Annotated in this window: 25 protein-coding genes and 1 tRNA gene; 15 read left to right on the top strand and 11 right to left on the bottom strand. The window is 66.1% G+C overall.

Translation table 11 applies throughout. The features are described from left to right. Nucleotides 1–68: 68 nt before the first annotated feature. On the bottom strand, nucleotides 69–1,283 hold the full coding sequence (locus tag STE01S_RS15600; RefSeq protein ID WP_062769348.1) for a coiled-coil domain-containing protein: 1,215 nt from the start codon (nucleotides 1,281–1,283) through the stop codon (nucleotides 69–71). A gap of 368 nt (nucleotides 1,284–1,651) precedes the next feature. After that, a tRNA-Leu gene (locus tag STE01S_RS15595) sits at nucleotides 1,652–1,738 on the bottom strand. A 318-nt stretch (nucleotides 1,739–2,056) separates the two neighbouring features. Here STE01S_RS15595 and STE01S_RS15590 point away from each other — a divergent pair. The 15 genes from STE01S_RS15590 to STE01S_RS15520 all read left to right on the top strand — a co-directional run bounded on the left by STE01S_RS15590 (nucleotide 2,057) and on the right by STE01S_RS15520 (nucleotide 18,639). Next, on the top strand, nucleotides 2,057–3,679 hold the full coding sequence (locus STE01S_RS15590) for a hypothetical protein (RefSeq protein WP_062769345.1): 1,623 nt from the start codon (nucleotides 2,057–2,059) through the stop codon (nucleotides 3,677–3,679). A 79-nt stretch (nucleotides 3,680–3,758) separates the two neighbouring features. Next, the gene (locus STE01S_RS15585; protein ID WP_062769342.1) at nucleotides 3,759–6,509 is read left to right on the top strand and encodes a TonB-dependent receptor domain-containing protein; all 2,751 of its coding nucleotides are present in this window, start codon (nucleotides 3,759–3,761) and stop codon (nucleotides 6,507–6,509) included. A gap of 173 nt (nucleotides 6,510–6,682) precedes the next feature. Continuing rightward, nucleotides 6,683–7,561 (top strand): type II secretion system protein N, encoded by an 879-nt coding sequence (locus STE01S_RS15580; protein WP_082813362.1) that lies wholly within the window; start codon nucleotides 6,683–6,685, stop codon nucleotides 7,559–7,561. Between the two features lie 5 nt (nucleotides 7,562–7,566). After that, entirely contained in the window at nucleotides 7,567–9,759 is a 2,193-nt protein-coding gene (gene gspD, locus STE01S_RS15575) for a type II secretion system secretin GspD (RefSeq protein WP_058811989.1), read from the top strand. After that, nucleotides 9,756–11,258, top strand: coding sequence for a GspE/PulE family protein (locus STE01S_RS15570; RefSeq protein WP_120694203.1), 1,503 nt, complete (start codon nucleotides 9,756–9,758; stop codon nucleotides 11,256–11,258). Before gspD ends, STE01S_RS15570 begins: the two co-directional genes overlap by 4 nt. After that, nucleotides 11,251–12,468: a type II secretion system inner membrane protein GspF gene (gene gspF / locus STE01S_RS15565; RefSeq protein WP_003039285.1), complete on the top strand. Its 1,218-nt coding sequence runs from the start codon at nucleotides 11,251–11,253 to the stop codon at nucleotides 12,466–12,468. The genes STE01S_RS15570 and gspF overlap by 8 nt, the downstream gene beginning before the upstream one ends. 12 nt (nucleotides 12,469–12,480) lie before the next feature. Further along, nucleotides 12,481–12,960, top strand: a complete 480-nt coding sequence (gspG, locus tag STE01S_RS15560) for a type II secretion system major pseudopilin GspG (protein WP_040589238.1) — start codon at nucleotides 12,481–12,483, stop codon at nucleotides 12,958–12,960. Continuing rightward, nucleotides 12,935–13,423 carry a GspH/FimT family pseudopilin gene (locus STE01S_RS15555; RefSeq protein WP_062769339.1) on the top strand — a complete coding sequence of 163 codons (489 nt, stop codon included), beginning with the start codon at nucleotides 12,935–12,937 and terminating at the stop codon, nucleotides 13,421–13,423. The genes gspG and STE01S_RS15555 overlap by 26 nt, the downstream gene beginning before the upstream one ends. Further along, nucleotides 13,413–13,790 (top strand): type II secretion system minor pseudopilin GspI, encoded by a 378-nt coding sequence (gene gspI, locus STE01S_RS15550; RefSeq protein WP_062769336.1) that lies wholly within the window; start codon nucleotides 13,413–13,415, stop codon nucleotides 13,788–13,790. Before STE01S_RS15555 ends, gspI begins: the two co-directional genes overlap by 11 nt. Nucleotides 13,791–13,903: 113 nt before the next feature. After that, entirely contained in the window at nucleotides 13,904–14,515 is a 612-nt protein-coding gene (gspJ, locus tag STE01S_RS15545; RefSeq protein WP_255265976.1) for a type II secretion system minor pseudopilin GspJ, read from the top strand. Further along, on the top strand, nucleotides 14,512–15,519 hold the full coding sequence (gene gspK / locus STE01S_RS15540) for a type II secretion system minor pseudopilin GspK (protein WP_062769333.1): 1,008 nt from the start codon (nucleotides 14,512–14,514) through the stop codon (nucleotides 15,517–15,519). Before gspJ ends, gspK begins: the two co-directional genes overlap by 4 nt. Before the next feature lies 1 nt (nucleotide 15,520). Continuing rightward, nucleotides 15,521–16,666 (top strand): type II secretion system protein GspL, encoded by a 1,146-nt coding sequence (gspL, locus tag STE01S_RS15535; protein ID WP_062769330.1) that lies wholly within the window; start codon nucleotides 15,521–15,523, stop codon nucleotides 16,664–16,666. Further along, entirely contained in the window at nucleotides 16,663–17,145 is a 483-nt protein-coding gene (gene gspM, locus STE01S_RS15530) for a type II secretion system protein GspM (protein WP_062769327.1), read from the top strand. The genes gspL and gspM overlap by 4 nt, the downstream gene beginning before the upstream one ends. Then, on the top strand, nucleotides 17,145–17,864 hold the full coding sequence (locus STE01S_RS15525) for a type II secretion system protein N (RefSeq protein WP_062769324.1): 720 nt from the start codon (nucleotides 17,145–17,147) through the stop codon (nucleotides 17,862–17,864). The genes gspM and STE01S_RS15525 overlap by 1 nt, the downstream gene beginning before the upstream one ends. Nucleotide 17,865: 1 nt before the next feature. Next, nucleotides 17,866–18,639, top strand: a complete 774-nt coding sequence (locus STE01S_RS15520; RefSeq protein WP_062769321.1) for a prepilin peptidase — start codon at nucleotides 17,866–17,868, stop codon at nucleotides 18,637–18,639. On the opposite strand, the gene pal is transcribed toward STE01S_RS15520, so the two are convergent. The 9 genes from pal to ruvA all read right to left on the bottom strand — a co-directional run bounded on the left by pal (nucleotide 18,626) and on the right by ruvA (nucleotide 25,275). Further along, nucleotides 18,626–19,141 (bottom strand): peptidoglycan-associated lipoprotein Pal, encoded by a 516-nt coding sequence (pal, locus tag STE01S_RS15515; RefSeq protein WP_174531846.1) that lies wholly within the window; start codon nucleotides 19,139–19,141, stop codon nucleotides 18,626–18,628. The genes STE01S_RS15520 and pal overlap by 14 nt on opposite strands. A 112-nt stretch (nucleotides 19,142–19,253) precedes the next feature. After that, nucleotides 19,254–20,621: a Tol-Pal system beta propeller repeat protein TolB gene (gene tolB, locus STE01S_RS15510; RefSeq protein WP_062769318.1), complete on the bottom strand. Its 1,368-nt coding sequence runs from the start codon at nucleotides 20,619–20,621 to the stop codon at nucleotides 19,254–19,256. Between the two features lie 5 nt (nucleotides 20,622–20,626). Further along, nucleotides 20,627–21,403, bottom strand: coding sequence for a hypothetical protein (locus tag STE01S_RS15505; protein ID WP_303745189.1), 777 nt, complete (start codon nucleotides 21,401–21,403; stop codon nucleotides 20,627–20,629). A gap of 58 nt (nucleotides 21,404–21,461) precedes the next feature. Further along, the gene (gene tolR, locus STE01S_RS15500) at nucleotides 21,462–21,977 is read right to left on the bottom strand and encodes a protein TolR (protein WP_062769312.1); all 516 of its coding nucleotides are present in this window, start codon (nucleotides 21,975–21,977) and stop codon (nucleotides 21,462–21,464) included. Further along, the gene (tolQ, locus tag STE01S_RS15495; RefSeq protein WP_003039244.1) at nucleotides 21,977–22,675 is read right to left on the bottom strand and encodes a protein TolQ; all 699 of its coding nucleotides are present in this window, start codon (nucleotides 22,673–22,675) and stop codon (nucleotides 21,977–21,979) included. The genes tolR and tolQ overlap by 1 nt, the downstream gene beginning before the upstream one ends. Further along, nucleotides 22,669–23,133, bottom strand: coding sequence for a YbgC/FadM family acyl-CoA thioesterase (locus tag STE01S_RS15490; protein WP_058811999.1), 465 nt, complete (start codon nucleotides 23,131–23,133; stop codon nucleotides 22,669–22,671). Before STE01S_RS15490 ends, tolQ begins: the two co-directional genes overlap by 7 nt. Before the next feature lie 102 nt (nucleotides 23,134–23,235). Continuing rightward, nucleotides 23,236–24,276, bottom strand: coding sequence for a Holliday junction branch migration DNA helicase RuvB (gene ruvB / locus STE01S_RS15485; protein ID WP_062769309.1), 1,041 nt, complete (start codon nucleotides 24,274–24,276; stop codon nucleotides 23,236–23,238). Further along, the gene (locus tag STE01S_RS15480; RefSeq protein ID WP_062769306.1) at nucleotides 24,269–24,679 is read right to left on the bottom strand and encodes a GFA family protein; all 411 of its coding nucleotides are present in this window, start codon (nucleotides 24,677–24,679) and stop codon (nucleotides 24,269–24,271) included. Before STE01S_RS15480 ends, ruvB begins: the two co-directional genes overlap by 8 nt. Then, nucleotides 24,676–25,275: a Holliday junction branch migration protein RuvA gene (ruvA, locus tag STE01S_RS15475; protein WP_003039234.1), complete on the bottom strand. Its 600-nt coding sequence runs from the start codon at nucleotides 25,273–25,275 to the stop codon at nucleotides 24,676–24,678. Before ruvA ends, STE01S_RS15480 begins: the two co-directional genes overlap by 4 nt. Between the last annotated feature and the right edge of the window lie 77 nt (nucleotides 25,276–25,352).

Below are 25,352 nucleotides of genomic sequence, written 5' to 3'. Positions count from 1 at the left end.
CCACGACTGAGTGCTAGAGCAAAGAGTCTGATACTGGTTTTAGGCGTGCGACTTTGAAAGTGCGATGCTTACCATCTGCTGGGATGGAAATTGTGATCGTCGTCAGATCCAAAGACCTTGTTGAGCGTGAACCGATCTTCCAGACTGCCGGCTGAAAGTCTGTCGGTCAGGCGATCGACGTAAGCCTCTGCCCATTTGATGAATTCGGCGACACGCGGATGTTCCGTTCCCGCCACGTCAGTTCGCAGACTTGCCACCAGACGCTGCAGCCGGATCGACTTTTCCACCTCTTCGAGCACGGATGTCAGCTCGTCGCGTCGCCGACCGGAAATATGCTTCTGCCGCTCGGCTTCCTGCCGGAGTCGACGTTCCTCTTGCCATCTTGCTTCGCGCTCGCGATCTGCTCTGATTCGTTCCTTCTTTGCCGCTGCCGTGACCGCCAAGCCGATCGCAATCTCTACGGCCATCGTTTCTATCTTCTGGGTCTTTCCATCCCTGAAGTTTTTCCGCGGCCCCGAGCCGCTATAAGAGTACGAACCTTCGATTTCGACTGCGAGCTGACCCGTTGGTAGATAATCCCATTCGGGGAACCTGCGCCGAAATAGAAATGACGAGAACCATTCGTCTCGACGCTGCTTCTTTTTGTGACGCTCCTCCTCGGCAAGTTCCTCAGCGGTCAGGTCATGTTTGACGCGCTTCACGGTCTCCTGAACGCTGAAACCGATCGTCGTCTCGTGCCCGATAAAAACAATGGCCTTTTCCGATTTGGCGAGCTCGAAGTTCTGCGCGGAAGCAGCTGCAACCAGCAGGTCCAATGCCGCGCCGACCCTTTCAATCGAGGGCGGCGCTACGGCAACTGAAATGCATCCTTGCTGAGCGGACGAAACCAGTCCCCGCGCATCTACCTTGGCTTTTATCAAGCTTGATATTGTACGCTCCACGATTGAATGGCGCGCGGTAGGGGGCTGTGCTTCCGGCGCTGATGCGTTGATCCTGGCCTGCTCACGGGCTGACCGTAGACTGTCAGGTTCGGAGAGGAAGCTGCCCTCGACGATGAGGATTGTGTCGGCAACATCTTTCGAGCTGTGCGGAAGGGGCGTCTGGGTGACGGCTTTACCATGGGCCTTCTTAGCCCAATAGCCCAAGGGCGGATTGGGGATATTGTGCTTTTTGCAGATCTTGTGGATCGCGACGTCAGACAGGCCAAAGTCTTTGGCGAGGTGCGTAATGGGTTTCGACCACACCAAGTCGTAGAACTCTTTCCGGCTATATTGCTTGGGCATGTTCGGCTCCGTTTCTGATGGCCTGATGAAGGCAACGGGTACGTCATTCTAAAAGCTGTATCTCGCGCTTCCGAAGGAATTCGTCTATGCTCGAGCCATCGAGGTGACCCCCACGCTGAAGGCCTTGCAGATGGTAACAGCGGTGATGAGGACGACTCAGCCCTCAAATTCTCCGGACCTGCCAATAGCCAGTGCAGTCGGAATTTTGCCGGCCTGAGACCGGGCTGATTTCTGGTCTAAAAATACGGCGACCAGAGACCTCAGCAGACTGCACGCCAATTTTGGGTGCACTAAACTGGCCCCAAAAGGCGCCGATTTTGCTAGCCAGGAAAATTAAAAGTCGTTCTTTATCAAGAACTTAGACTGTTTGGTGCGGTCGAGAAGACTCGAACTTCCACGGCCTTTCGGCCACAACGACCTCAACGTTGCGCGTCTACCAGTTCCGCCACGACCGCACATCATGATGGTCCGGATCGGGTCCGGCACCAGGTAGGAGCGGGCGCCTAGCAAAGCTTTGTTGGCGATGCAAGCGAGCACCGCGCAATTATTTTTCGGGATCGCGCAATCGGCGCGGCGGCGCAGAGGCGCAGGTTCGCGCCATGTCATCGAAACGACTCCGAAGAGTCACCCAACTGTCATGGCTCTACCGTCAGACCGTCATCGAATCACCCTAGTGGCGGCGTCACCGGGGGCGAGGGGCGATTCCTTTTCTCGTTCGCGGATGAATGTTCAGCAGCGTGCCGAGGGCGCGCACACGGGGAACGGAGATTTTCATGGCGGCTTTTGCGCGCGTTCGTTTGGTCATGCTCAGTGGCGTGGCCTGTTCTGTCTTGGCAGCCTGCGGCGCCGACAATATCGCGTCGCCGGGTGAGGGCGGCACCATCATCATCAATCCCACGCCGACCCCCACGCCGACGCCGACCCCGACGCCAACCCCGACACCCAGCGTGACCCCGGCCGCGGGCTGTCCCACGATTTCCGATCCGCAGGGCCTGACCGACAGCGGCACGATCAAGAATCCGACCGTCGGCGAATTCCGCGTCTGCACGCTTCCGTCGCGCATCAACAAGAGCGTTACGCTGCCCAAGATCGCCGGTCTCGTCTATCGCATGAACGGCCGCGTCGATGTCGGCACCGATCAGGGCGCGGCGACGTCGGGCACGACCAACGTCGTGCTGACGATCGAGCCGGGCGTGATGCTGTACGGCGAATCGGGTCCGTCGTGGCTCAACGTCAACCGCGGCAACTCGATCCAGGCGGTCGGCACCCCGACGCTGCCGATCATCTTCACCAGCCGCGACAACGTCCAGGGCCTGAACACCGAAAATTCGTCGGGCCAGTGGGGCGGCGTCGTGCTGAGCGGCCGCGCGCAGATCACCGATTGCGGCACCAGCGGCGCGACCCCGGGCACGACGGCGTGCGAACGCCAGACCGAAGGCGCCGTCGATCCGGCGCTCTATGGCGGTGCGAGCAACAGCGAGAGCAGCGGCCGGATGAGCTATGTCCAGATCCGCTATTCGGGCTACATCCTGTCGTCGAACAGCGAGCTTCAGTCGCTGACGCTGCAGGGCGTCGGTTCGGGCACCCAGCTCGACCATATCATGTCGTACAACAGCTCGGACGATGCGGTCGAAGTGTTCGGTGGCCATGCGCACATGAAATATTTCATCGCGGTCGGCGCCGAGGACGATAATCTCGACACCGACGTCGGGACCAAGGCGAACTTCCAGTACGGGATCGTCGTCCAGCGCGCGAACATCGGCGACGCGATGATCGAAGCCGATACCGACAATGCGCTCGACGGTGACAATCCGCGCCAGAACACGCGCGTCGCCAACTATGTTTTCTACCAGAATTCGCCCAACGCCTCGTCCGACCAGGCGTCGATCCTGCTGCGCGGCGGCACCGACTACGGCATCTACAACAGCGTGCTGCTCAGCCCGAACAACCCCTGCCTGCGCATCAGCCGCGCGCAGACGGCTTCGGCGACGCAGAATGCTGCGATCGACGAATATGGCGCGCCGGTGTTCCAGTCGGTGCTCATGCAGTGTTCGGCGACCAAATATATCGGCAGCGGCGTAACCGCGGCCGAGGTGCAGGCGATCTTCGGCGCCGGCAGCAACGGCAACAGCGACACCTATGTTCCGACGCTGACCAGCCTCTTCGTCAATGGTGCGACCGAAACCGCGGTGACGCCGTTCGATATGTCGACGCTGAACGGCCAGACTTTCAACAGCATCGAACTGACCCGCGCCGGCTTCTTCGACAAGACGACCTATATCGGTGCGGTCAAGGACGCCAACGACACCTGGTACCAGGGCTGGACCTGCAACAGCGGCACCGCCAGCTTCGGCACCGGCAACAGCGGACTCTGCACCTCGCTGCCGACCAGCTGAGATTGAAACGTCGACCGGGGAGGGGGCGGCGCGTGCCGTCCCCTCCCGCATATCTGATCCGGATTCTGGGGAAACCGCCATGTCCAAGCCGTACCGGCTCGCCAGCCTGCTTTTGATCACCACGGCGCTCGTCGCGCCCGCCACGGCGATGGCGCAGACCGACCCCGCTCCGGCCGAACCCGCGGCAGAAGCTGCCGCGGACGCCGCGCCCGCAGACTCTGCCGAAGCAGCGCCGCAGGACGATACCGACATTTCGATCCCCGGCGCGGAGATCGTCGTCACCGGCCGCCGCAGCGCCAATATCGAGCGCACCGCGCCGCAGGTCGTCTCGGTGCTCGGCGCCGCCGACATCGCGCGCACGGGTGAAGGCAATATCGCCGGCGCGCTCGGCCGCGTCACCGGCCTCAGCGTTGTCGGCAACGGCTTCGTCTATGTTCGCGGCCTTGGCGATCGCTATTCGCTCGCACTGCTCAACGGTTCGCCGCTGCCGAGCCCCGAACCGCTCAAGCGCGTCGTCCCGCTCGACATTTTCCCCAGCAGCATCATCGCCTCTTCGCTGGTGCAGAAAAGCTATTCGGCGAATTTCCCCGGCGAATTCGGCGGCGGCGTCATCAACCTGACGACCAAGGCGGTCCCGCGAGAGCCGTTTCTGACCATTGGCGGCAGCATCGGCGGCAATTCGGAAACCACCGGACAGCTCGGCTACACCTATTATGGCACCGGCAGCGACTGGACCGGCTTCGGCGACGGCGGTCGCAATCTGCCGCCCGCCTATGCGGCGTGGCGCGCATCGGGGCTTCGCATCAACGATCCCAGCGTCAACCAGCAGGCGATCGCCGGCCAGTTCGTCAACGCCAGTAATGCGGTGCTGCAGCAGAACAACAATATGCCGGTCAACTGGGGCGTGAACGTCACCGGCGGCAAGTCCTGGACGATCGGCGATGCCGAACTCGGCCTGATCGCGACCGCTGGCTACACGACCAAATGGCGCACGCGCGATATTGCGCAGCAGACCGCGAACGCGCTCGACCTGTCGTCGCTCAACACCAATGTCCGCCGCGTCGTCACCGATAACCGCATTGTTGCCAACGCGCTGCTCGGTCTCAGCCTCGAATTCGGCGATAACAAGATTCGCTGGACCAACCTTTATATCCGCGACACGATCAAACAGGCGCGCCTTGGTGCCGAAGACCGGCCCGACACCGCCGACGCCAACCCCGGCGTCAGCTTCCAGTATCAGGACACGGCCTGGTACGCCCGCCAGCTGATCGACACGCAGTTTGTCGGCGAGTTCAAGCCGATGGACGGCCTTGATGTCGATATCCGCGCCGGCTACGCCAATTCGCAGCGCGAGGCGCCGTTCGAGCTGAGCTTCATGTACAGCCGTTCGAACAGCCCGACCGATCCCTATGGGCAGTTCTTCACCAACACGCTGAACACGGGCCAGCGGCCGGGCAGCGCGACGATCGCCTTTTCGGACCTCAACGAAGATCTCTATTCGGCCGGTATCGACGTCACCTACGATCTGGCGGCGCGGGTCAAGCTGATCCTCGGCTATGCCTTCAGTGATACCAACCGCGTCACCGAACGCCGCGACTTCCTGTTCCAGGGCAACAACAACATCCCGCTCGGCATTTCGCTGCTGCGCCCCGACCTGCTGCTATCGCAGGCGGTGATCTGCTTCCCCGGCGTCGATGCGACGGTTGCGCCCGATTGTCCGGCGAACCCCGTTGCGACGGGGATCGCGCTCGTCGACAGCACGGGGTCGAACCCGACCTTCAAGGCGACGCTGCGCAACCATGCGGGCTATGGTCAGCTCCAGGCCGATCTGACCGACCAGCTCAATCTCAACATCGGCGCCCGGTACGAAAGCGCCAATCAGGGCGTGAGCGCGGTGCAGGTCTATACGGTCAACCCGACGCTGCCGCCGGCGACCAACCTCAAGCGCGACTACCTGCTTCCTGCCGCGACGCTGACCTACGAAATCTCGCCGCAGCTGCAATTCCGCCTGAGCGGGTCGAAGACGATTGCACGGCCGCAGTTCCGCGAGCTGGTATTCCAGACCTATTATGATCCGGACAGCAACCGCACGTTCCAGGGCAATCCGCAGCTCGTCGACAGCCAGCTCTATAACGCGGAAACGCGCCTCGAATGGTATTTCGCACCCGAACAGCGCGTGTCGCTCGGCGGCTTCTGGAAAAAGATCAAGAATCCGATCGAAACCTACGCCAGCTTCGACGGCAACAGCGTGACGACGCGCTTTGCCAACGCGCCCGAGGCGACGCTTTATGGCGTGGAGTTCGAGGCGCAGAAATATTTCGACCTCAGCGGTATGAACGGGGCTTTCTGGGCCAGCCGCCGCGCAGTGCTGATCGGCAACTACACCTGGTCGCAATCGAAGCTGAAGGTCGGGCCGACCGATCCCGTTCAGGCTTATCCGTTCACCGGTGCGACGCTGGCGAGTCAGTTCTTCCGCGACGGCGCGCCGCTGACCGGCCAGTCGGATCATCTGGTCAATCTGGAATTCGGCCTCGAAGACACCGACAAGCTGTCGCAGCAGACTTTCCTGATCTCTTATGCATCCGATCGCGTCACGCGGCGCGGCCCGTCGGGTCAGCCCGACATCTTCGAACGGCCGGGCATCCAGGTCGATTTCGTCGCGCGCCAGGGTATCCCGCTGTTTGGCAAGGAACTCGAACTCAAGTTCGAGGCCCGCAACATCTTCGGTACGAAATACAAGGAAATGCAGGAAAGCGGCGACAACCGCATCTATTACAACCTGTACAAGACCGGCACGACCTTCTCGCTGGGCGGGTCGCTGAAATTCTGAGGCATCCCTTGCCAGCCGCCCCGGCCGCAGCGCCGGGGCGGCACTGGCGGGTGCCGGCGCCAGCCCGGACTCGCCCCTCTGACAAAAAACTGTAATCTTCCCGTCAACTGATTGTCACGGACGGCGCCTAGGCGATTCGCGAGACAGGTTTCAGCTGGGGGACAGATAGGGTCATGGCGACGCTGATGAGGGGATCGGCCGTTCGGCTGCCGCGCTGGCTGCGTGCCGGCAGGCGGGCGCCGCGCGATGCCGCGCCGCTGATCGGCGTCGTCATCCTCGGCGCACTGCTGATCTGGCAATGCGTCAATCTCCTCTGGGCGTTGATCGTTCCGCTCGCCCCGCTGGGCGCGTGGCAGCCGCAGACCGCGGTCATCGCATCGCCGGCCGAACGCCGCGCGATTTTCTCGAGCTTCGACCCCTTCTTCCGCAGCGGGCCGCAAGGGCCGGCCAGCGCGACGGTCACCTCGCTCGGCCTGACGCTGTTCGGGATCAATCTCAACGAAGCGACCGGCGGGGGCTCCGCGATCATTGCGGGCGATGACGGTCTGCAGAACAGCTATGCCGTCGGCGAAGAGATCGCGCCGGGCGTCAAGCTGATCGGCGTCGCCTTCGACCATGTGCTCCTCGACCGCGGCGGCACGCGCGAAAGCCTGTTTCTCGATCAAAGCGGCGACGCGCCGGTCGCCAATCCCGCGACGCCGCTGCCCGCCCCGACGCCCGAGGTCGGATCCCCCGGCGCGGCGGCCAACGGCACCACGGCGAGCGGCGAGATGTCGCCCGCCGCGCTCAAGGCCGGCATCGGCTTCGCGCCGCGCACCGAAGGCGGCAAGGTCACCGGCCTTTCGGTCCAGCCGCAGGGCGACGGCGCCGTCTTCCGCGCCGCGGGCCTGCGCCCCGGCGATGTCATCCGTTCGGTGAACGGCCGTCCGATCGGATCGGCCGCCGATGCCGCCGTGCTCGCCAGCCAATTTGCGCCCGGTGCGCGCGTCTCGCTCGAGGTCGAGCGCGGCGCGAGCGTCGTTCCCGTCGCCCTGTTCCTTTCGAAACAATAGGTTTTATGCGCCTCAAACTCTCTCTCATGCTGGCCGCCGCCCTTGTCTCGGCGACGCCCGTTCCGGTGCTGGCCCAATATACGCTGAACGTCCGCGACGCCGACGTTCGCGCCTTCATTCAGGATGCGGCGCGGATCACGGGGCGGACGTTCGTGATCGACGGGCGTGTCAACGGCAAGGTATCGGTCGTCACCGACCGGCCGCTGTCGCGCAGCGAATATTTCGAAATTTTCCTCTCGACGCTGCGCGCCAACGGTCTGGTTGCGGTGCCCAATCCCAACGGCAGCTATCGCATCCAGCCGATCGACGGCGCGGCGACGCAGCCGACGCGCATCGGCAGCGGCGGCGCAGCGCAGAACCAGTTTGTCACCGAAATCATCCGGCTGCGCCATATCGACGCGATGGCGGCTGTCGAAACCCTGCGCCCGCTGGTCAGCCCGCAGGGCTCGCTGACCGCCAATCGCAATGCGAACAGTCTTGTCGTTGCCGATTTCGCCGACAATATCCGGCGCATCCGTGCGCTCGCGTCGAGCATCGACCGCGACACCTCGACCAGCGAGGTCGTTGCGCTGAAGAATGCCGGCGCGCGCGAAATCGCCGCCGCGCTTCAGGCGCTGGTCCCGGCGGCGGGGGAGGGCGCGCAGGCGCCGGTCGCGATCGTTCCGATCGACAGCAGCAACGCGGTGGCGCTGCGCGGCGATCAGGCGATGGTTGCGCGCTTCGTGTCGATGGCGCGCGATCTCGACATGCGCGCGGCGGGCGGGACCGAATTGCGCGTTTACTGGCTGGAACATGCCAATGCCGAAACGCTGCTGCCGACGCTGCAACAGCTTGTTGGCGGCGGTAGCGACCCGGCGCAGAAGGCGGGATTGCCGCCGGCATCCTCATCGTCTTCGTCGGGTGGCAGCGGCGGCACTCCGGCCCCCGCGGCCACGACCACCGCCAGCGCCGCGCCGACCACGGTCAGCGGGGCGGGCGGCAGCATCGCGACGCGCGGTCCGGCGATCGTCACCCGCTACGAAGGCGCGAACGCGATCATCGTCGCCGCCAATGCCGATGTGCAGCGGATGCTCGGCGAACTGATCCGCCAACTCGACGCGCGCCGTCCGCAGGTGCTTGTCGAGGCGATCGTGGTCGAAATCGGCGACGATGCGGCAAAGCGCCTCGGCGTCCAGTTCCTGCTCGGCGGCAAGAATATCCCCTTCGCCGCGACGAGCTATGGCAATGCCCAGCCCAATATCCTGACGCTGGGGGGAGCTTATGCCGCGACCAAGCTGACGCAGGATTCGACGACCGTCGACGGCACGACCGTCGTCACCCAGACGTCGAGCGCGCTCGGCAGCAGCCTGCAAGAGGCCGCGGCGGCGTCGCTGCTCTCGGCCACCGGTGGATTCGCCGGCTTCGCGGGCGATATCGGCAAGAACACGGTGTTCGGCGCGATCATCAATGCGGTGAAATCGGACACGACGTCGAACCTCCTCGCTACCCCGCACATCGTCACGCTCGACAATCAGGCCGCGAAATTTTTGGTCGGGCAGGAAGTGCCGATCACGACGGGCGAGGCGCTGAGCAAGAATTTCGACAATGCCTTCCGCACCGTCCAGCGCGAGGAAGTCGGCATCAAGCTGGAAGTCACGCCGCAGGTCAATGGCGCGGGCGAGGTCAAGCTGTTCCTGCGTCAGGAAGTGTCGAGCGTCGCCGGCCCCGTGTCGTCGCGCAACAGCGACCTCATCCTCAACAAGCGCTCGTTCGAAACGACGCTGACTGTCGACGACGGTCAGATCCTCGCGATCGGGGGGCTGCTCAACGACGACGAACGCAAGACGATCGAGCGGATTCCGCTGCTCAGCGACATCCCGCTGATCGGCGAACTGTTCAAATCGCGCAGCCGCAGCCGTGCCAAGACCAATTTGATGGTCTTCATCCGCCCGACGATCCTGAAAAATGCCGAGGACAACGCCGCACTGACGGCGCGCCGCTATGGCTATATCCGCGACTTCCAGTTGCGCCGGAATCCCGGCGAGGAACCCGCGATCGACACACTGGTGCGCGATTATATGGGCACGACGCCGCCGCTGCCGAGCGCGGCGACAGCCGCCGACGTGACGGTCGGGCCGGGCGAACAGCCCGCGCTGCGCCGTCCGGACGGCAGCGTCACGCCCGTCGATGTGCCGCCGTCCGAGGGAGGCCAACCGTGACCGACGCTGTGCCGGCCGCCGCGCCGCAGACGGTGCCGGTCGACATCCCCTATAGCTTCGCGCGCGGTCACGGCGTCGTTATCGCACCCGATGGCGAAGGCTGGCTCGCGACGCTGCGCGAGGGGAGCGACCCGGCGGTGCTGATCGAGGTGAAGCGCTACCTTGCCGCCCCGCTGCGGGTCGTAACGGCAAGCATCGCCGATTTCGACCGGCTGCTCTCGGACCATTATGCAGTCGACGCGTCGGCGGCGGCAATGGCGGGCTCGCTCGATGGCGGCGACATCGATCTGATTGCGAGCGGCATGCCGAGCGCCGAGGATCTGCTCGACAGCGCCGATGATGCCCCCGCGATCCGCCTCATCAACGCGATCATCGCCGAAGCGGTGCGCCAGGGGGTCAGCGATATCCATATCGAACCCTATGAAAGCGGGCTTGTCGTGCGGATGCGCGCCGACGGCGTGCTGCGCGAACATCTGCGCATGCCCCCGCATGTCGCGCCCGTCGTCGTCAGCCGCATCAAGGTCATGGCGCGGCTCGACATTGCCGAACGCCGAGTGCCGCAGGACGGTCGCATCGCGCTGACGCTGGCGGGCAAGGCGATCGACGTCCGCGTGTCGACGCTGCCCAGTCGCGCGGGCGAGCGCGTCGTCATGCGCATCCTCGACAAGGATACCGCGGGGATCGATTTCGACGTCCTCGGCCTGTCCGGCGAAGCCGACCGCATCCTGCGCGAGGCGCTGGCCGAACCCAATGGCATCATTCTCGTCACCGGGCCGACGGGTTCGGGCAAGACGACCACGCTCTATGCAGCGCTGAAGCAACTCAACGACGGTCAGCGCAATATCCTCACCGTCGAAGATCCGGTCGAATATGCGGTCGAGGGCGTCGGTCAGACGCAGGTCAATGCGAAGGTCGGACTTGATTTCGCGGCGGGACTGCGCGCTATCCTGCGCCAGGATCCGGACGTCGTGATGATCGGCGAAATCCGCGACCGCGAAACCGCCGATATTGCGGTGCAGGCATCGCTTACCGGCCACCTCGTCCTGTCGACCGTCCACACCAACGACGCGGTCGGCGCGATCACGCGCCTCAAGGATCTGAAGGTCGAACCCTTTCTGCTCGCTTCGACCCTGCGTGCCGTGCTCGCGCAGCGTCTGGTGCGCAAGCTGTGCCCGACGTGCCGCGAGCCGGTGCAGGCCGACAATGGCATTGCCGCGATGCTCGGCCTCGACATCGGCACCGTGATCTGGCGGCCCAAGGGCTGCGACGAATGCGGACATACGGGCTTCAAGGGCCGGATCGGCGTGTTCGAAGCGATCAAGGTCGATGAGACGGTGCGCCGCTACATCTACGCTGGCGGCGACGAGTCGATGATCGCGAAGCACGCCTTTCTGAAGGCGCCGACGCTCGCCAGCGCGGCCCGCGCGATGGTCGCAAAGGGGATCACGACGCCGGAGGAAGCGATCCGCATCGCGCGGCGCGAGGATGTCGATGCCTGATTATCGCTATGTGGCGATCGATCCCCAGGGCCGCGAGCGCAAGGGACGATTGACCGCCGCCAACGACGACGCTGCGCGAGCCAACCTTGCCGCGCGAAAATTCCATATCGTCGCGGTCGAGGAAGCAGGTACGCGCGCCGCGCCCGCGCGGTCGCTTTTCGCCTTTCGCAGCGCGCGGTTGAGCGCGAAGGAACTGGCGCTGTTCACGCGCCAGCTTGCGACGCTCGCCGAAGTCGCGCCGCTCGAAGAGGCGCTGCGCACGCTGACGCGCCAGAGCGAGGCCGAAAGCGCGCGCGCGGTGATCGGCGATGTGCATGCGGGCCTGCTCGAAGGCCGCCGCCTTGCGGATGCGATGGCACGGCAGCCGGCCAGTTTTCCGCCGCTCTACCGTGCGATGGTCTCGGCGGGCGAAACCACGGGGAGTTTGACGACGATCCTCGCGCGGCTCGCCGACCTGCTCGAACGCCAGGCGCAGGTGCGCGGCAAACTGATCGCCGCGCTTGCCTATCCAGTCGTGCTCGCGATTGTCGCGGTAGGGGTTGTCGCGGCGCTGATGATCTTCGTCGTCCCGCGCGTCGTCGAACAATTCGACGACGTCGGGCAGCAACTGCCTTTCCTGACCCGCGCGGTCATCGCGGTTTCCAGCTTTGCGGCGAACTGGTGGTGGCTGATGCTGCTGCTGATCGCGGGCGCGATTTTCGGCTGGGTCAGCGCGATGCGCCGCCCGGCCTTCAAGGCCGGGGTCGATGCCCGGTTGCTCCGCCTGCCGCTGCTCGGCCGCCTGCTGCGTGACCTCTATGCCGCCCGCTTCGCCCGGACGCTCGCGACCATGGTGTCGAGCCGGCTGCCGCTGGTCGAGGGGTTGCGGCTCACCGTGCCGACAATCCGCAACGCCGCGCTTGCCAGTGCAACCGACCGCATCGTCGATCAGGTCCGCGCGGGCGGCAGCCTGTCGTCGGCGCTGCGCGATGCCGGGGTGTTTCCGCCACTGCTCGTCTACATGACCGCAAGCGGCGAAAGCGCGGGTCGACTCGAACAGATGCTTGAACGCGCCGCCGATTATCTCGAACGCGAATTCGACCGTTTTACCGCCGCTTCGATGGCGCTACTCGAACCTGTCATAATTGTCATTATGGGGTCTTGCGTCGCGCTTATCATCCTTTCCATCCTGCTTCCGATCCTCCAGTTGCAGAACCTTGCAGGGCTATAATAGATGTCGCTGATGCAGCTTTTCCTCCGCCTGATGCTCGATCCCTCACGCCCGCCGCGGCGCCGCCGCAAGCGCGACGAGCGCGGCTTCACGCTTACCGAATTGATGGTCGTCATCTTCATTATCGGGCTGCTCGCAACGGTCGTGCTGATCAACGTCCTGCCCAGCCAGGACAAGGCGATGGTGACGAAGGCTAAGGCCGATATTGCGACGCTGGAGAATGCGCTCGAACAATATCGGCTCGACAATCTGACTTATCCGGCGACGACCGACGGGCTGAACGCGCTGTCGACGCCGCCGCCGTCGCTGGCGCAGCCCGAACGCTACCGCCGCGGCGGCTATATCAAGAAACTGCCGAGCGATCCTTGGGGACGCCCTTATAATTATCAGGCGCCCGCCGCGAACGGAAAGCCGTTCGACGTCTGGTCGCTCGGCGCCGACGGCGCGCCCGGCGGGACCGACGAAAATGCCGACATCCACGGGGACAGCTGACCGCGGTCGCCTCCGGCGCGGCAAGGCGCGTGGCTTCACGCTGGTCGAACTGATGGTCGTTCTGACGATATTGGCGCTGGCCGCGACCGCCGTCGTGCTGACCATCCCGGGCGAGGAACGCAGCGTGCGCAGCGAGGCCGACCGGCTGGCGGCGCGGCTCGCCGCGGCGCGCGACGTCGCGGTGGTCGAGGGGCGCAGTGTCGCGGTCAATTTCGCGCCGTCGGGCTATGGTTTCGAACGTCGCATCGACGGCGCCTGGGCGCCTTTGCCCGGCCGGGCCTTTGCGCAGCGCAATTGGCCCGCCGATATTCGCTTCGTCGCTGGCGACGGGCAGGGCGCGGCGCGCATCCTGTTCGACCGCGTCGGTACCAGCCCGACGCCGCAGGCGGTGGTGCTGGCGGGCGGCGAGGCGCGCGAAGTGGTCCGCGTTTCGGCAACCGGAGAGGTCAGCCGTGATCGCTAGGCCGTCGATCGCCGGCCAGCGCGGGTTCACGCTGCTCGAAATGCTCGTTGCGCTCAGCATCATCAGCATTGCGGCGCTGACGCTTGTCCGGCTCGATGCCTATGCAGTGCGAACCGCGGGCGATCTCGACGAAAGCACCGTCGCGGGCATCGTCGCGCAGAATCGCGCCGTCGAACTCTGGACCGATCCGGCGCCGCCGACGATCGGCGCCAGCACGACCAGCGTGACCAATGCCGGGCGCAACTGGCGCATCGAACAACGCGTTGCGCCGACCGCCGACGACAGCCTGCTGCGTATCGACCTGATCGTCCGGCCCGAGGCGGGGCGCGGGCAGGCGGCGCTGACGATCATTCGGGCGTCGCGATGAGGCACATTCGCATTTCCTCTCCCTTTGCCCTGAGCTTGTCGAAGGGCCGTCCTTTCTTCGGCGTCAAAGAAAAGAGCGGTGATTCGACAGGCTCAGCACGAACCGAGGTTGCGATAGGCCAGCACGGCTTCACCCTCGTCGAAATGCTCGTTGCGCTCTCGCTCTTTGCCGCGATCGCGGCGATGGGGGTGAGCCTTCTACGCAGCAGCGTTGACACACAAGAGGCGGTACAGACGCGGCTCAAGGCGATGAGCGGGATGAACCGCATCCGCGCGGTCATGGCGAACGATCTGGCGCAGGCGGTGCAGCGGCCGACGCGCGGCGCGGCGGGCGAGGCGGTTCCGGCCTTCACCGGCTCGGCGAACGGCTTCGCCTTCGTTCATGCGGGTACGGCTACGATCGAGGGGGGCGCGCGGCCCGATGTCGAACGCGTCGGCTATGCCCTGATCGGAGGTGAGTGGCGCCGCGCGGTGCAGCCGACGCTCGACGGCACGACGCTCGGCGACGGTGACCGGCTGGTCGGCGACGTTTCGGCGGCTGCGGTTCGCTACCGCGACGAGCGCGGCAACTGGAGCGAAAGCTGGTCGAGCGATCCCGACGACCGTTTGCCGCGCGCGGTCGAGGTGCGATTGACCCGAGCCGGGCGGCCGCCGCTGACAATGCTGTTCCTGACCGCGCCGACGCTCCCACCGCCGCCGCCTTCGCCGACTGGGGCGACGCCATGACCGGGCCGACACGGGACGATCGCGGGGCGGCGCTGCTCAGCGTGTTGCTGCTCGTCGCGGTCATGGCGGTGATCGCAGCGACCGCGCTCGACCGGTTGACGCTTGCGACGCGGATCGCGGCCAGCGCCGCGACGGTCGATCAGGGACGCGCCTACGCCTTTGCCGCCGAACAGATTGCGCTGCGGCGCGTCGCCAATCTGGTGGCGCGCGATCCGTCGCGACTTTCGAATGACGGCGATTGGCTCGACCGCGATTTTATCCTGCCGCTGCCGGGCGGGCAGGGGAGCGCGCGGCTGAGCGATGCCGACAATTGCTTCAATCTCAACAGCCTGGCCGCCGAAACCGCGCCGGGAAAGCTCAGCCAGCGGTCGGGCGCTACCGCGCAATTTACCGAGCTGATGGTGCTGCTCGGTATCGACCGCGGACAGGCGATGGCGATTTCCGGCGCGGCCGCGGATTGGATCGACAGCGACGGCAACGACGGGCCGCTCGGCGCCGAAGATGGCGTCTATCGCGCGCTCCCCGGCGCCTACCTGCCCGCAAACCGCAAGATGGCCGATGTCAGCGAATTGCGCGCAGTGCGCGGCGTGACGCCCAAAATCTATGCGCGGCTGAAGCCGTGGATATGCGCCTTGCCGCGCGCCGAACCGGTGAAGCTGAACGTCAACACGCTGCGTCTCGAACAGGCGCCGCTGATCGCGATGCTGATGCCGGGGCAGATCAGCATCGCCGATGCGCGGGCGGCGCTGGCGGCCCGACCCGCTGGCGGCTATGGCAGCAGCGTGCGATTCTGGGAGGCGCGCTCGCTCACCCGGCTTGATCCGCCCACCGACGTGGGCGAACAGGCCGCGGTGACCAGCCGGTGGCTCACGCTGACGACGCAAGTGACGATTGGGGACGGGTTTTTGACGGCACATTCGCTTATCGACGTCAATGGCGGCGCGCCGGGCGCCGGTCAGGCGCCGCCGGTCATCGTCCGCCGGGACTGGGGCGAGGCCGACTGACGTGGCGCGGACGCTGATCCTCTGGCTGCCGTCGGCGGCGGCGCTCGGTGGCGACGAAGCCGCACGGCCTGCCTGGCTGCGCGTCGACGATGGTGTGATCGTCGACAGCGGGCAGGACGAAGGCTGGGTCGACGCCTGGGAAAAGCCGCAGGACGACGCGGGCGACGATCGGCTCATCGCACTCGCCCCTGCAGGCGACGTGCCGATCCATTGGCGCGCCTATCCCGATGCTGCCCCCGCGCAGGCGGCAGCGGCGGCGCGGATCGACGCGCTGCGCGACAGTCTGGGCGACGCGGCCGGACTGCACATCGTGGCCGGTGAACCGGCCGAGACCGGACAGGCGGTGCCGGTGGCCGTCACCACCCACGCCGCGATGACGGCCTGGACCGGCTGGCTCGCGGCAGAGGGGCTGACCGCTGCGGCGATCCTTCCCGCCGCCGCCATCTTGCCGCCGCCCGACGCCGATCATTTGTGGACCGCCGACCTTGGAGGCGAAGCGATCCTGCGCTCGGCCGATCGGGCATGGCGCTCCGATCCGGAAATCGACGCGCTGGTCGCGCAAGAGCGGACGATCGTCCCGCTGGGCGCCGATGCGGCGCGGGAAGCGTTGCTGATCTCGCTCGCCGCGCCGCCGCTCGATCTGCTGAGCGGAAGCTGGAAGCCGAAGCGCCGCTGGGCGGCCGATCCGGATCTGGTGCGGATCGGCAAGCGCCTGCTCGCGGCGTTGCTGATCGTCAGCCTGCTGGTCCCGGTCGTTTATGCGGTGCGCCTTGCCGCTGACACCCGCCGCGCCGATGCCGCAGTTGTTGCGGCTGCGGCAACGCTGGGGATCGAAGCTCCCGATGCGACCGCGGCGGAGGCCGAAGTCGATCGCCGGCTGGCCAGCGCGGGCGGCGGGCCGCTCGCCTTTTCGGTTCCGGCGTCGGCTCTGTTCGATGCGATGCGCGACACGCCGGGAGTGACGCTCAAGACGCTGTCGCACCGCACCGACGGGACGCTGACGACGACGCTGGCGGGGCCGCGCGTGGATGATCTCAACAAGGTGCTGCTGGCGCTGCAGGCGCGCGGCTATCGCGTGACCGCGCAGCCGATGGCGGGCACCGATGGCCAGCAGATGGCAAATATCACGGTTCGGGCGGTGCCATGATCGACAGGATGCGCAATTGGTTGGCGGGTTTGTCACGGCGCGAGCATTGGCTTGTCGGCATTGCAGCGACGCTGGCGCTGGCGGTGCTCGTCTGGGCGCTCGCCCGTCCAGCCTATGCGGCGCTGGTCGATCTTGGCACCAACCATGCCGCCGCGATCGAGCGCGAAGGGCGCGTCGCGGCCAAGGTGCATCTTTTGTCGCAGCGTCCGGCGAAGGCGGTCGCTGCCGCCACCGATGCGGTAGCGATCGACCAGTTTCTGGCGCAATCCGCGGGCGAGATCGGCCTGACCCTCGACCGTAACGAAGCGCGCGGAACGGCGCAGGCAACCATCGCCATCGCGACCGCGAAGGCGCCCGTCCTCAACGACTGGCTCGCGGCGCTCGAGACGCAGGGGTTCGTTGTCGACCAGCTCACGGTCACCCCCGCTGCCGACGGCACGGTGGGCATGACCGCCGAACTGCGCAAGGGCGGACAGTGATGGCCCGCTCGCACCGCCTCTGGATCGCCGCCGCGGCGCTGTTCGCGCTGCTGCTGATCGCCGCGACCTTTCCGATGCGGCTGGCATTGTCGCTCGCCGGGGTCGCCGACGCGGGCTTCAGCGCGCGGACGGTGCGCGGCTCGGTCTGGTCGGGCGAACTTGTCGACGCGCGATTGGGCGCGCTGCCGCTCGGCACGGTCAAGGCCAGCTTGTCGCCGCTCGCGCTGCTGACGGGCGGCACCGAACTCGCCTTTGCGCGCCAGGACGATCGGCTGGGCGCCTTGTCGGGCCGACTCTACGGCACAAACCCGCGCGGCGCCGCCGACGTCAACGGCGTCACAACGCTCGCGGGCGGCCTCGGCGCGATCCCCGTCGACACCATCCGCTTCGAAGGCGCCACCACACGCTTCGACAATGACGGGAAATGCGTGGAGGCAAGCGGGCGGGTGCAGCTTTCGATCGCGGCGCCGATTGCCGGTCTGGATCTGGCGCGCGGGCTGTCGGGACCGCTGAGCTGTGCGAACGGGCGTGCACAGGCGGCGCTGAGCAGCCAGTCGGGGATGGAGCGGCTGACGCTGGGGTTTGACGGTCGTGGCGCGTGGCGCGCGCAGTTCGCGATCACCGTCGACGACGATCCGACGATGGCGGCGGCGTTGACGATGCTCGGCTTCCGTCCGGCGGCGGACGGCTACGTGCTGGCGACCACGGGCCGATTCTGACATGGCGGCGCTCGACGCCTTGCCCTTTGGCATGGGCGTCGGCCTGGCCGCGTTGGCGGGGTTGCTGCTCGGTAGCTTTCTGGCGACGCTGGTGCTGCGCTGGCCGCTGGGGCGGTCGGTGTTGCGCGGGCGTTCGCTGTGCGATGCATGCGGCACGGCGCTGACCGCGCGCGACCTTATACCCTTGCTGTCGGCCATCGCGGCGCGTGGTCGCTGCCGTCATTGCGGCGCGCCGATTGACGCGCTGCATTGGCGGGTCGAATTGTTGTCGGCGGCGATCGGGGCAGCGGCGCTCGCGCTGATGCCCGGCACGGCGGGCTGGTTATGGGCGTTGTTTGGCTGGCTGTTGCTGCCGCTCGCGCTGCTCGACGCGCGGCATATGTGGCTGCCCGATCCGCTCAACGTGGTGCTGGCGCTCGCCGGACTGCTGCTCGCCGGGCCGCTGCTCGAAGTAAGTCTGCTCGATCGCTGGATCGGCGCGGTGGCAGGCGGGCTGGTCCTCGCCGGCATCGCTGCCGCCTACCGGCACGTGCGCGGGAGCGAGGGGATGGGGGGCGGCGATCCCAAGCTGGTCGCTGCGATCGGGTGCTGGATCGGGTGGCAGGCGCTGCCGCTGCTGTTGCTGCTCGCTAGCCTGGGCGGGCTGGTCTGGGCGCTTGGTGCGCAGCGAAAAGGGGACGGCCCGCTGTCGATGCGGGCCGTCCCCTTCGGTGTGTTCGCTTGCACCGCCGCTTGGGCGACGGTGCCGCTTTGGCCGTTGATCAGCGGCCGATAACGACCGTCACCGCGCGGCGGTTCTTCGCCCAGGCTTCCTCGTTCGATCCGAGTTCGGCCGGCCGTTCCTTGCCATAGCTGATGACATTCATACGGCTCGGGTCGATGCCGAGCGAGGCGAGATAATTCTTCGCAGCGTTGGCGCGGCGTTCGCCGAGCGCGATATTATAGTCGCGGGTACCGCGTTCGTCGGCATGACCTTCGATCGTCACGCGCACCGCGGGATTGCGCTGCAGCCATTGCGCCTGGCTTTGCAGCGTCGCCATATCCTCTGCATCGACATTATATTGATCGAAGCCGAAGAAGATGCGGTCCGAGGCGACATTGGCGATGAAGTCCTGCTGCGAACCCGGAACGACCGCATTGGGATCGGTTCCCGTGCCGGTCCCGGTGTCGGTCCCTTCGGGGGCCGGCGGCAGCGTTTCGGGGGCTTTCTTCGAACAGGCACCCACAGTCAGCATGGTGATCGCCGCGATCATCGCGGTGGTTTTGCGTATCGTCATGTCGTCTGTCCTTTTTGTTGCGTTTTCAGTCGTGGCGAAATGCGATGAACGTCAATTTAACACAGGATTGAACCCCGCGGTTTTCCTTTGGTTCCGCGCGCGTCGGCGCGCCTCAGGGCAGGATCGGGCCCCAGCTCGGGTCGGACCCGTCCTGCGGCGTAGGCAACCGGCGCAGGTTCACGCCGGTCAGGTCAACCTGCCAGATCGTCGATTTGCCCTCGCGGCCCGATGTGGTGCGGAAGAACTGAATCACGCGGCCGTTGGGCGACCAGGTCGGCGCTTCGTCCTGCCAGCTGTTGGTCAGCAGCCGCTCGCCGCTGCCGCCGGGGGTCATCACGCCGATGCGGAACTCGCCGCCGCCCATTTTGGTGAAGGCGATCAGGTCGCCGCGCGGCGACCATTCGGGCGTCGCATAGCGACCGCCGCCGAAGCTGATCCGGCGCTGATCGGACCCGTCAACATTCATCGTATAGATTTGCTGGCTGCCCGACCGGTCGCTTTCGAAGACGATCTTCTTGCCGTCGGGCGAAAAGCTGCCGCCGACGTCGATGCCCGGTGCGTTGGTCAACCGCACCGGCGTGCCGCCTTCGGTCGAGATGCGATAGATGTCGGTGTTGCCGCCGACCGCCATCGAAAAGAGGATCTGCCGGCCATCGGGCGACCAGCGCGGCGCGAAGGTCGCGTTGCGGCTTTCGGTCACCAGCTTCTGCGTGCCCCCATTGACGTCATAGATGAAGACGCGGACGCGGTCGTTCAGATAGCTGACATAGACGATCTTCTTGTAATCGGGCGAGAAACGGGGAGACAGCGCCAGCGCCTGGCCGTTGGTGATGAAGCGGTGATTACCGCCGTCCGAATCCATGATCGCAAGGCGCTTGATCCGGTTCCCCTTGGGGCCGCTCTCGGCGATATAAGCGACGCGGCTGTCGAAGAAGGGCGATTCCCCCGACAGGCGCGAATAGATGGCGTCGGCGCATTTGTGCGCGGCGCGGCGCCAGTCGCCCGGCTGGATTTCGAAACCCTGCCGCACCAGTTCGCTGCCGAGTTGGGTGTCATAGAGATAGCAGCCGACGACGAAGCCGCCGGTGCTGTTCGTCTGGACGAAGCCATGGACGACATTTTCGGCGTTGCGCGCCTGCCAGTCGGCGAAGCGCGGCGCGCGCACTTCCGCCATGCTGATCGCGCGAACGCTGCCGGGGCCGAGCGGCGCGTAAAGCCCGCTGCGTTCAAGATCGGCGGCGATCACATCGGCGATCTGCCGCCCCAGATTGTCGGTGCGCAGCCCGGCGACGGTGGTGACGGCAGGCGTGGCGAAAGCGGGAACCGCGATGACCGTGCGGTCCTGGGACAGCGTGCCTTCGATCGTTTCGCGCGGTTCGGTGGGGACTGCGGGGGCGGGTGTGGGCGATGCGACCTGCGCCAACGCCGGGGCGACGGACAGCATGAGCGCGAGCGGGAGGGCGATGGAGCGAAGCGGCATCTCTCTTACCTCTTGATGAAATCGAGCGTGTAATTCTGCCAGAAGCTGTAATTTTCCTCGGGCAGGTCGAAGGGGGCGGCGAGTTCGATGGCACGCTTGGCGCATTCCTGATGCCGCTGGACCTGGAATTTGTTGCTGTCGTTCTGGCCGCTCGTCTCGACGCTGGTAAATCCGGCGAGCGCCCCCGACTGGGTCAGGCGGAATTTGACCACGGTCTTGAGTTGATCGACATCGACGCCGCTGATGCGGCATCCGTTCCAGCGCGGACCGACGGCGGCCTTGATGCTGACGTCGATCGAGCGCTTGACCTCGGCCGCCGTCGCGGCGGCCGGTGCGCCCTTGGAAGCCGGTGCCTTTGGCTGCGAACGGCTCAGCCCGTCGACGATGCCGTCGAGACGGCCAGTGGGCCGCGACGACTGTTTTTTCGGTTCGGCCTTGGGTGTCGGCCGCGGCGGCGCCTTTTGGGCCGCTGGCGGGGATTTCTTGGGCGTTGCCGGTACGGGTTTCGCGACCTGCTTTGGTGCGGGGGCGGGCGTCGGGCGGACGACGGGCTCGGGCAGCGGCGGCGTCGGCACCGGTTCGGGCGGCGCGGCGATATCGGCCGCATCCTCCTCGCCCAGCCGTGCGGCGGGGGGATTGGCGCTGATGATCGGCGCAGTCGATTGCGGCGCCGTCTCGGCGATCAGGTCGATCTCCATCGGCGGATTGTCGAAGCGGCGCTGGCCCGCGGTCCATTGCACTGACAACAGTACGATAATCACGACATGCGCGGCGACGGCCACGGCGATGCCGCGTCCTTGTGTTGCCCCATATGCCCGTGCTTCGGCCATGATCTTGACCCTATGGCTGCGTTTCTGAACCGTCCGTGACCGCGCTTTCGGCGGCAGCGGCGGTATCGGTGTCGGCGCCTGTCGTCACCAGCGCGATGCGCGACAGGCCGGCGCGATTGAGTTCGCCCATCACGCGCATCACCCGGCCATAATCGAGCCCCTTGTCGGCGCGCAGCATGATCTGGCGCGGCTTGTCGCCGTCCTTCGTCTCGCGCGCGATGGCATCGAGGCTGGCCGGCAGTTCGGCTTCGGGGACGACCTGGTCGCCGATATACAGCGTGTCGTCGGCATTGATCGACAGTTGCACCGGCTCCTGCTCTTCGGTCTCGATCGGCTTGGCCCGGCTTTCGGGCAGGTCGATCGGCACCGCCGAGGCAAGCAGCGGCGCGGTGATCATGAAGATGATCAGCAGCACCAGCATAACGTCGACGAGCGGGGTGACGTTGATCTCCGACATCGGCGCCCGGCGCCCGCCGCGCCCGCGACGCCGGCCGCCGACGCCGCCCGAAGGTCCGGTCATCGCCATCAGGCTTCGACCTCCAGTTCGCGGCTGAAGGTCGCGTGCAGGCCATCGGCAAAGCGGCCGAGCCGCGATTCGAGCCGGTTCAGCCGCTGCGAAAAGGCGTTATAGGCAATCACCGCGGGGATGGCCGCGAACAGCCCGATCGCAGTTGCGAAAAGCGCCTCGGCGATCCCCGGCGCAACGACGGCGAGGCTGCTGTTGTTCGACGCGGCAATCGCGGTGAAGCTGCGCATGATCCCCCACACCGTCCCGAACAGGCCGACAAAGGGCGCAACCGAACCGATGGTGGCCAGCGTGCCGATCTTTTCGGCGAGGCGATCGACCTCACCGGCGACGGCGCTGTTCATCGCAATGCCCAGCCGTTCGCGCGTTCCTTCACGGTCGATGACCTTGCTCCGCGTCGAACGGCGCCACTCGCCGATCCCCGCAGCCAGCACCTTCGCGCTCGGCAATTCTTCATTGCCATTCTTGTCATAGAATTTGTCGATATTGTCGGCGCGCCAGAAATCGCGCTCGAAGCTGTCCGACGCCTTCATCATTTTGCCGACGCCGCGGCCGTGGGTGAAGATCACCGCCCACACATAGATGGACGCGGCAAGCAACCCGATCATTACCGCCTTCACGATGATATCGGCCTGCAGGAACAGCGCGATGGGGGACAAGGTCGCCGCGTCGGCGGCCAGCTTGATATTGTCTAGCAAGGGATGGTCTCTCCATTCATGATCGCGGTAAAGCGGCTGGCCCACCCGGCGGGCTGGCGGCGCGGCCGGCCCTCGGGCGACAGAAAGGCTGCAGTAACACGCCCGTTGGTTAACTCGTCCTGACCGCGAAGGATGCGTTGCGCGATAATCACGCTCGCGCCGCGCACCGCCTCGACGGTGCTGATAACCAGCAAATCGTCGTCGAGCTTGGCCGGGCGTACATATTTGATCGCAAGGTCGGTGACGGCCCAGGCGCCTTCGCCCGCTTCCATCGCCGCGCGCTGGTCGATCCCGGCGATGCGCAGCATGTCCGATCGGGCACGCTCCATATAGCGCAGATAATTGGCGTGATAGACGATGCCGCTGAGGTCGGTGTCCTCGAAATAGACGCGCAGCCGGTAATGATGCGCGGCCCCGACAAAGGCGCCGGGGATGAAAGGAGGCGGAACGTCAACCATAGCTGCGAGCGATAGCGATGCTTCGACTCGTCGCAAAGCCCTCTTGAACGGTTCGTCGCAGCGCGGGGCCGGTTGACGGATTCAAAGCCGCACTTTTCCGTCCTATTTTGCCGCGCCGCCGCCAGAATCGAATAATCCGTCCTGCACCCCCGCGGGCGGATTGAGGCCCAGATGCTTCCATGCGCTGGCGTTGAGGCAGCGGCCGCGCGCGGTGCGGGCGATCAGGCCGATCTGGAGCAGATAGGGTTCGATCACATCCTCGATCGTGTCGCGCGGCTCGCTGAGGCCCGCGGCCAGCGTTTCGACCCCCACGGGGCCGCCGCGATAGATGTCGGCGATCATGGCAAGGTAGCGGCGGTCCATCGCGTCGAGGCCCAGCGCATCGACCTCCAGCCGGTTGAGCGCCGCGTCGGCGACCCGCGCGTCGACGATCTGCGCCCCCGCCACTGTCGCAAAATCACGCACGCGGCGGAGCAGGCGCCCGGCGATGCGCGGTGTGCCGCGCGAACGCTTCGCGATTTCGAGCGCGCCGTCGGGCGCGATGCCGAGGCCGAGCAAGCGCGCGGCGCGGCCGATCACTTGTTCGAGTTCGGCATGGGTATAGAAATTGAGCCGCACCGGGATGCCGAAGCGATCGCGCAGCGGGGTCGTCAGCAACCCCTGCCGCGTGGTGGCGCCGACGAGGGTGAATTTGGGCAGATCGATCCGCACGCTGCGCGCCGACGGTCCTTCGCCGATCATGATGTCGAGCGCGCGATCTTCCATCGCGGGATAGAGGATTTCCTCGACCGCGGGCGACAGGCGGTGGATTTCGTCGATGAAGAGGACGTCGCCATCCTCCAGATTGGTGAGCAGCGCGGCAAGGTCGCCCGCCTTGGCGATCACCGGGCCGCTGGTCGACCGGAAACCGACGCCGAGTTCCTTTGCGACGATCTGTGCCAGCGTCGTCTTGCCCAGCCCCGGCGGGCCGAAGAAGAGCACATGGTCGAGCGCGTCGGCGCGCGCCTTTGCCGCCTCGATGAAGATGCGCAGATTCTCTCGCGCCGCCGCCTGACCCACGAATTCGGCGAGCGACTTCGGCCGCAGCGCGGCGTCGGCATCCTCGGGGGTGCGGATCGGCGTCGTCAGGGCGGGCTCAGTCATAATGCTCTATTGCCTCGCCGGTGATCGAAACCCAAGGCTCCTTGCGTTCCTCATACACCGAATAGTCGGGAATGAAGCCGTGGCCGGGCGCGAAATTGCCGAGCGGGATGGCGTAGGCGTCGTGATAGGGGCGCGCGCGATACCAGACGCCCGAACCGCAGGTGCCGCAAAAGAAGAAGTCGGCGGTGTTGCCGCTCTCGCCGGTATATTGCCACATCTTCGCGCTCGCTTCGCCCTCGATGCGGACCTGCTCGACGGGAAAGCGGACCTGTGCGGCAAAGGCGCTGCCGCTGCGCGCCTTGCACTCGCGGCAATGGCACACCGACACGCGGATCGGCTCACCCGTGCAGGCAATTCGGATCTGGCCGCAGCGGCAGGAGGCGTGGCGGGTGAGGGCGGTCATTTCGCCGCCTTTTTGAGCGCGACGCGAACCAGCGCATCCAGAGTGGCGCCCGCGCCCAGTTCCTCGCTCGCCGCGGCGACGGCGGCGCTCGCTTCGCCGGGTTTGAAGCCGAGGCCGGTGAGGGCGGTTACGGCATCGCCGAGCGGGCCGGCGGCCGGGACGGCCGCGGGGCCGCTGCCCGCGATCCCGCCCAGTGCGCCTGCTTTGTCCTTCAGTTCGTGCGCGATGCGTTGTGCGAGCTTCGGTCCGACGCCGTTGGCGCGCGCGATCATCGCGCTGTCGCCGCTGGCGAGCGCGCGTTGCAGGTCGGCGACTTCGAGCGCGGAGAGGATCGCGAGCGCGACCTTTGCGCCGACGCCCTGAACGCTGGTGAGCAGGCGGAACCAGTCGCGTTCCTCGGCGCGGGCGAAGCCGAGCAGGCGGAGGAAATCCTCGCCCACCAGCATTTCGGTGTGGATGGTGACATCGCCGCCGACCGGGCCGAGCGCGTCGAGCGTGCGCGCCGATGCCTCGACCAGATAACCGACGCCGCCGACGTCGATCACCGCATGGCCTGCGCCGCTTGAATCGAGCCGTCCGGTGAGTTTTGCGATCATGGCGATGTGCTAGCGTGATAGGAATGAAAAGGGAACAGATTTGGGTCACGCGAAGACGCGAAGGCGGGAAGATGTTG

It is taken from the genome of Sphingopyxis terrae subsp. terrae NBRC 15098, assembly GCF_001598815.1.
GTDB lineage: Bacteria > Pseudomonadota > Alphaproteobacteria > Sphingomonadales > Sphingomonadaceae > Sphingopyxis > Sphingopyxis terrae.
The sequence above is the reverse complement of the archived record's forward strand: the minus strand, read 5'-3'. Positions and strand labels throughout refer to the sequence as shown.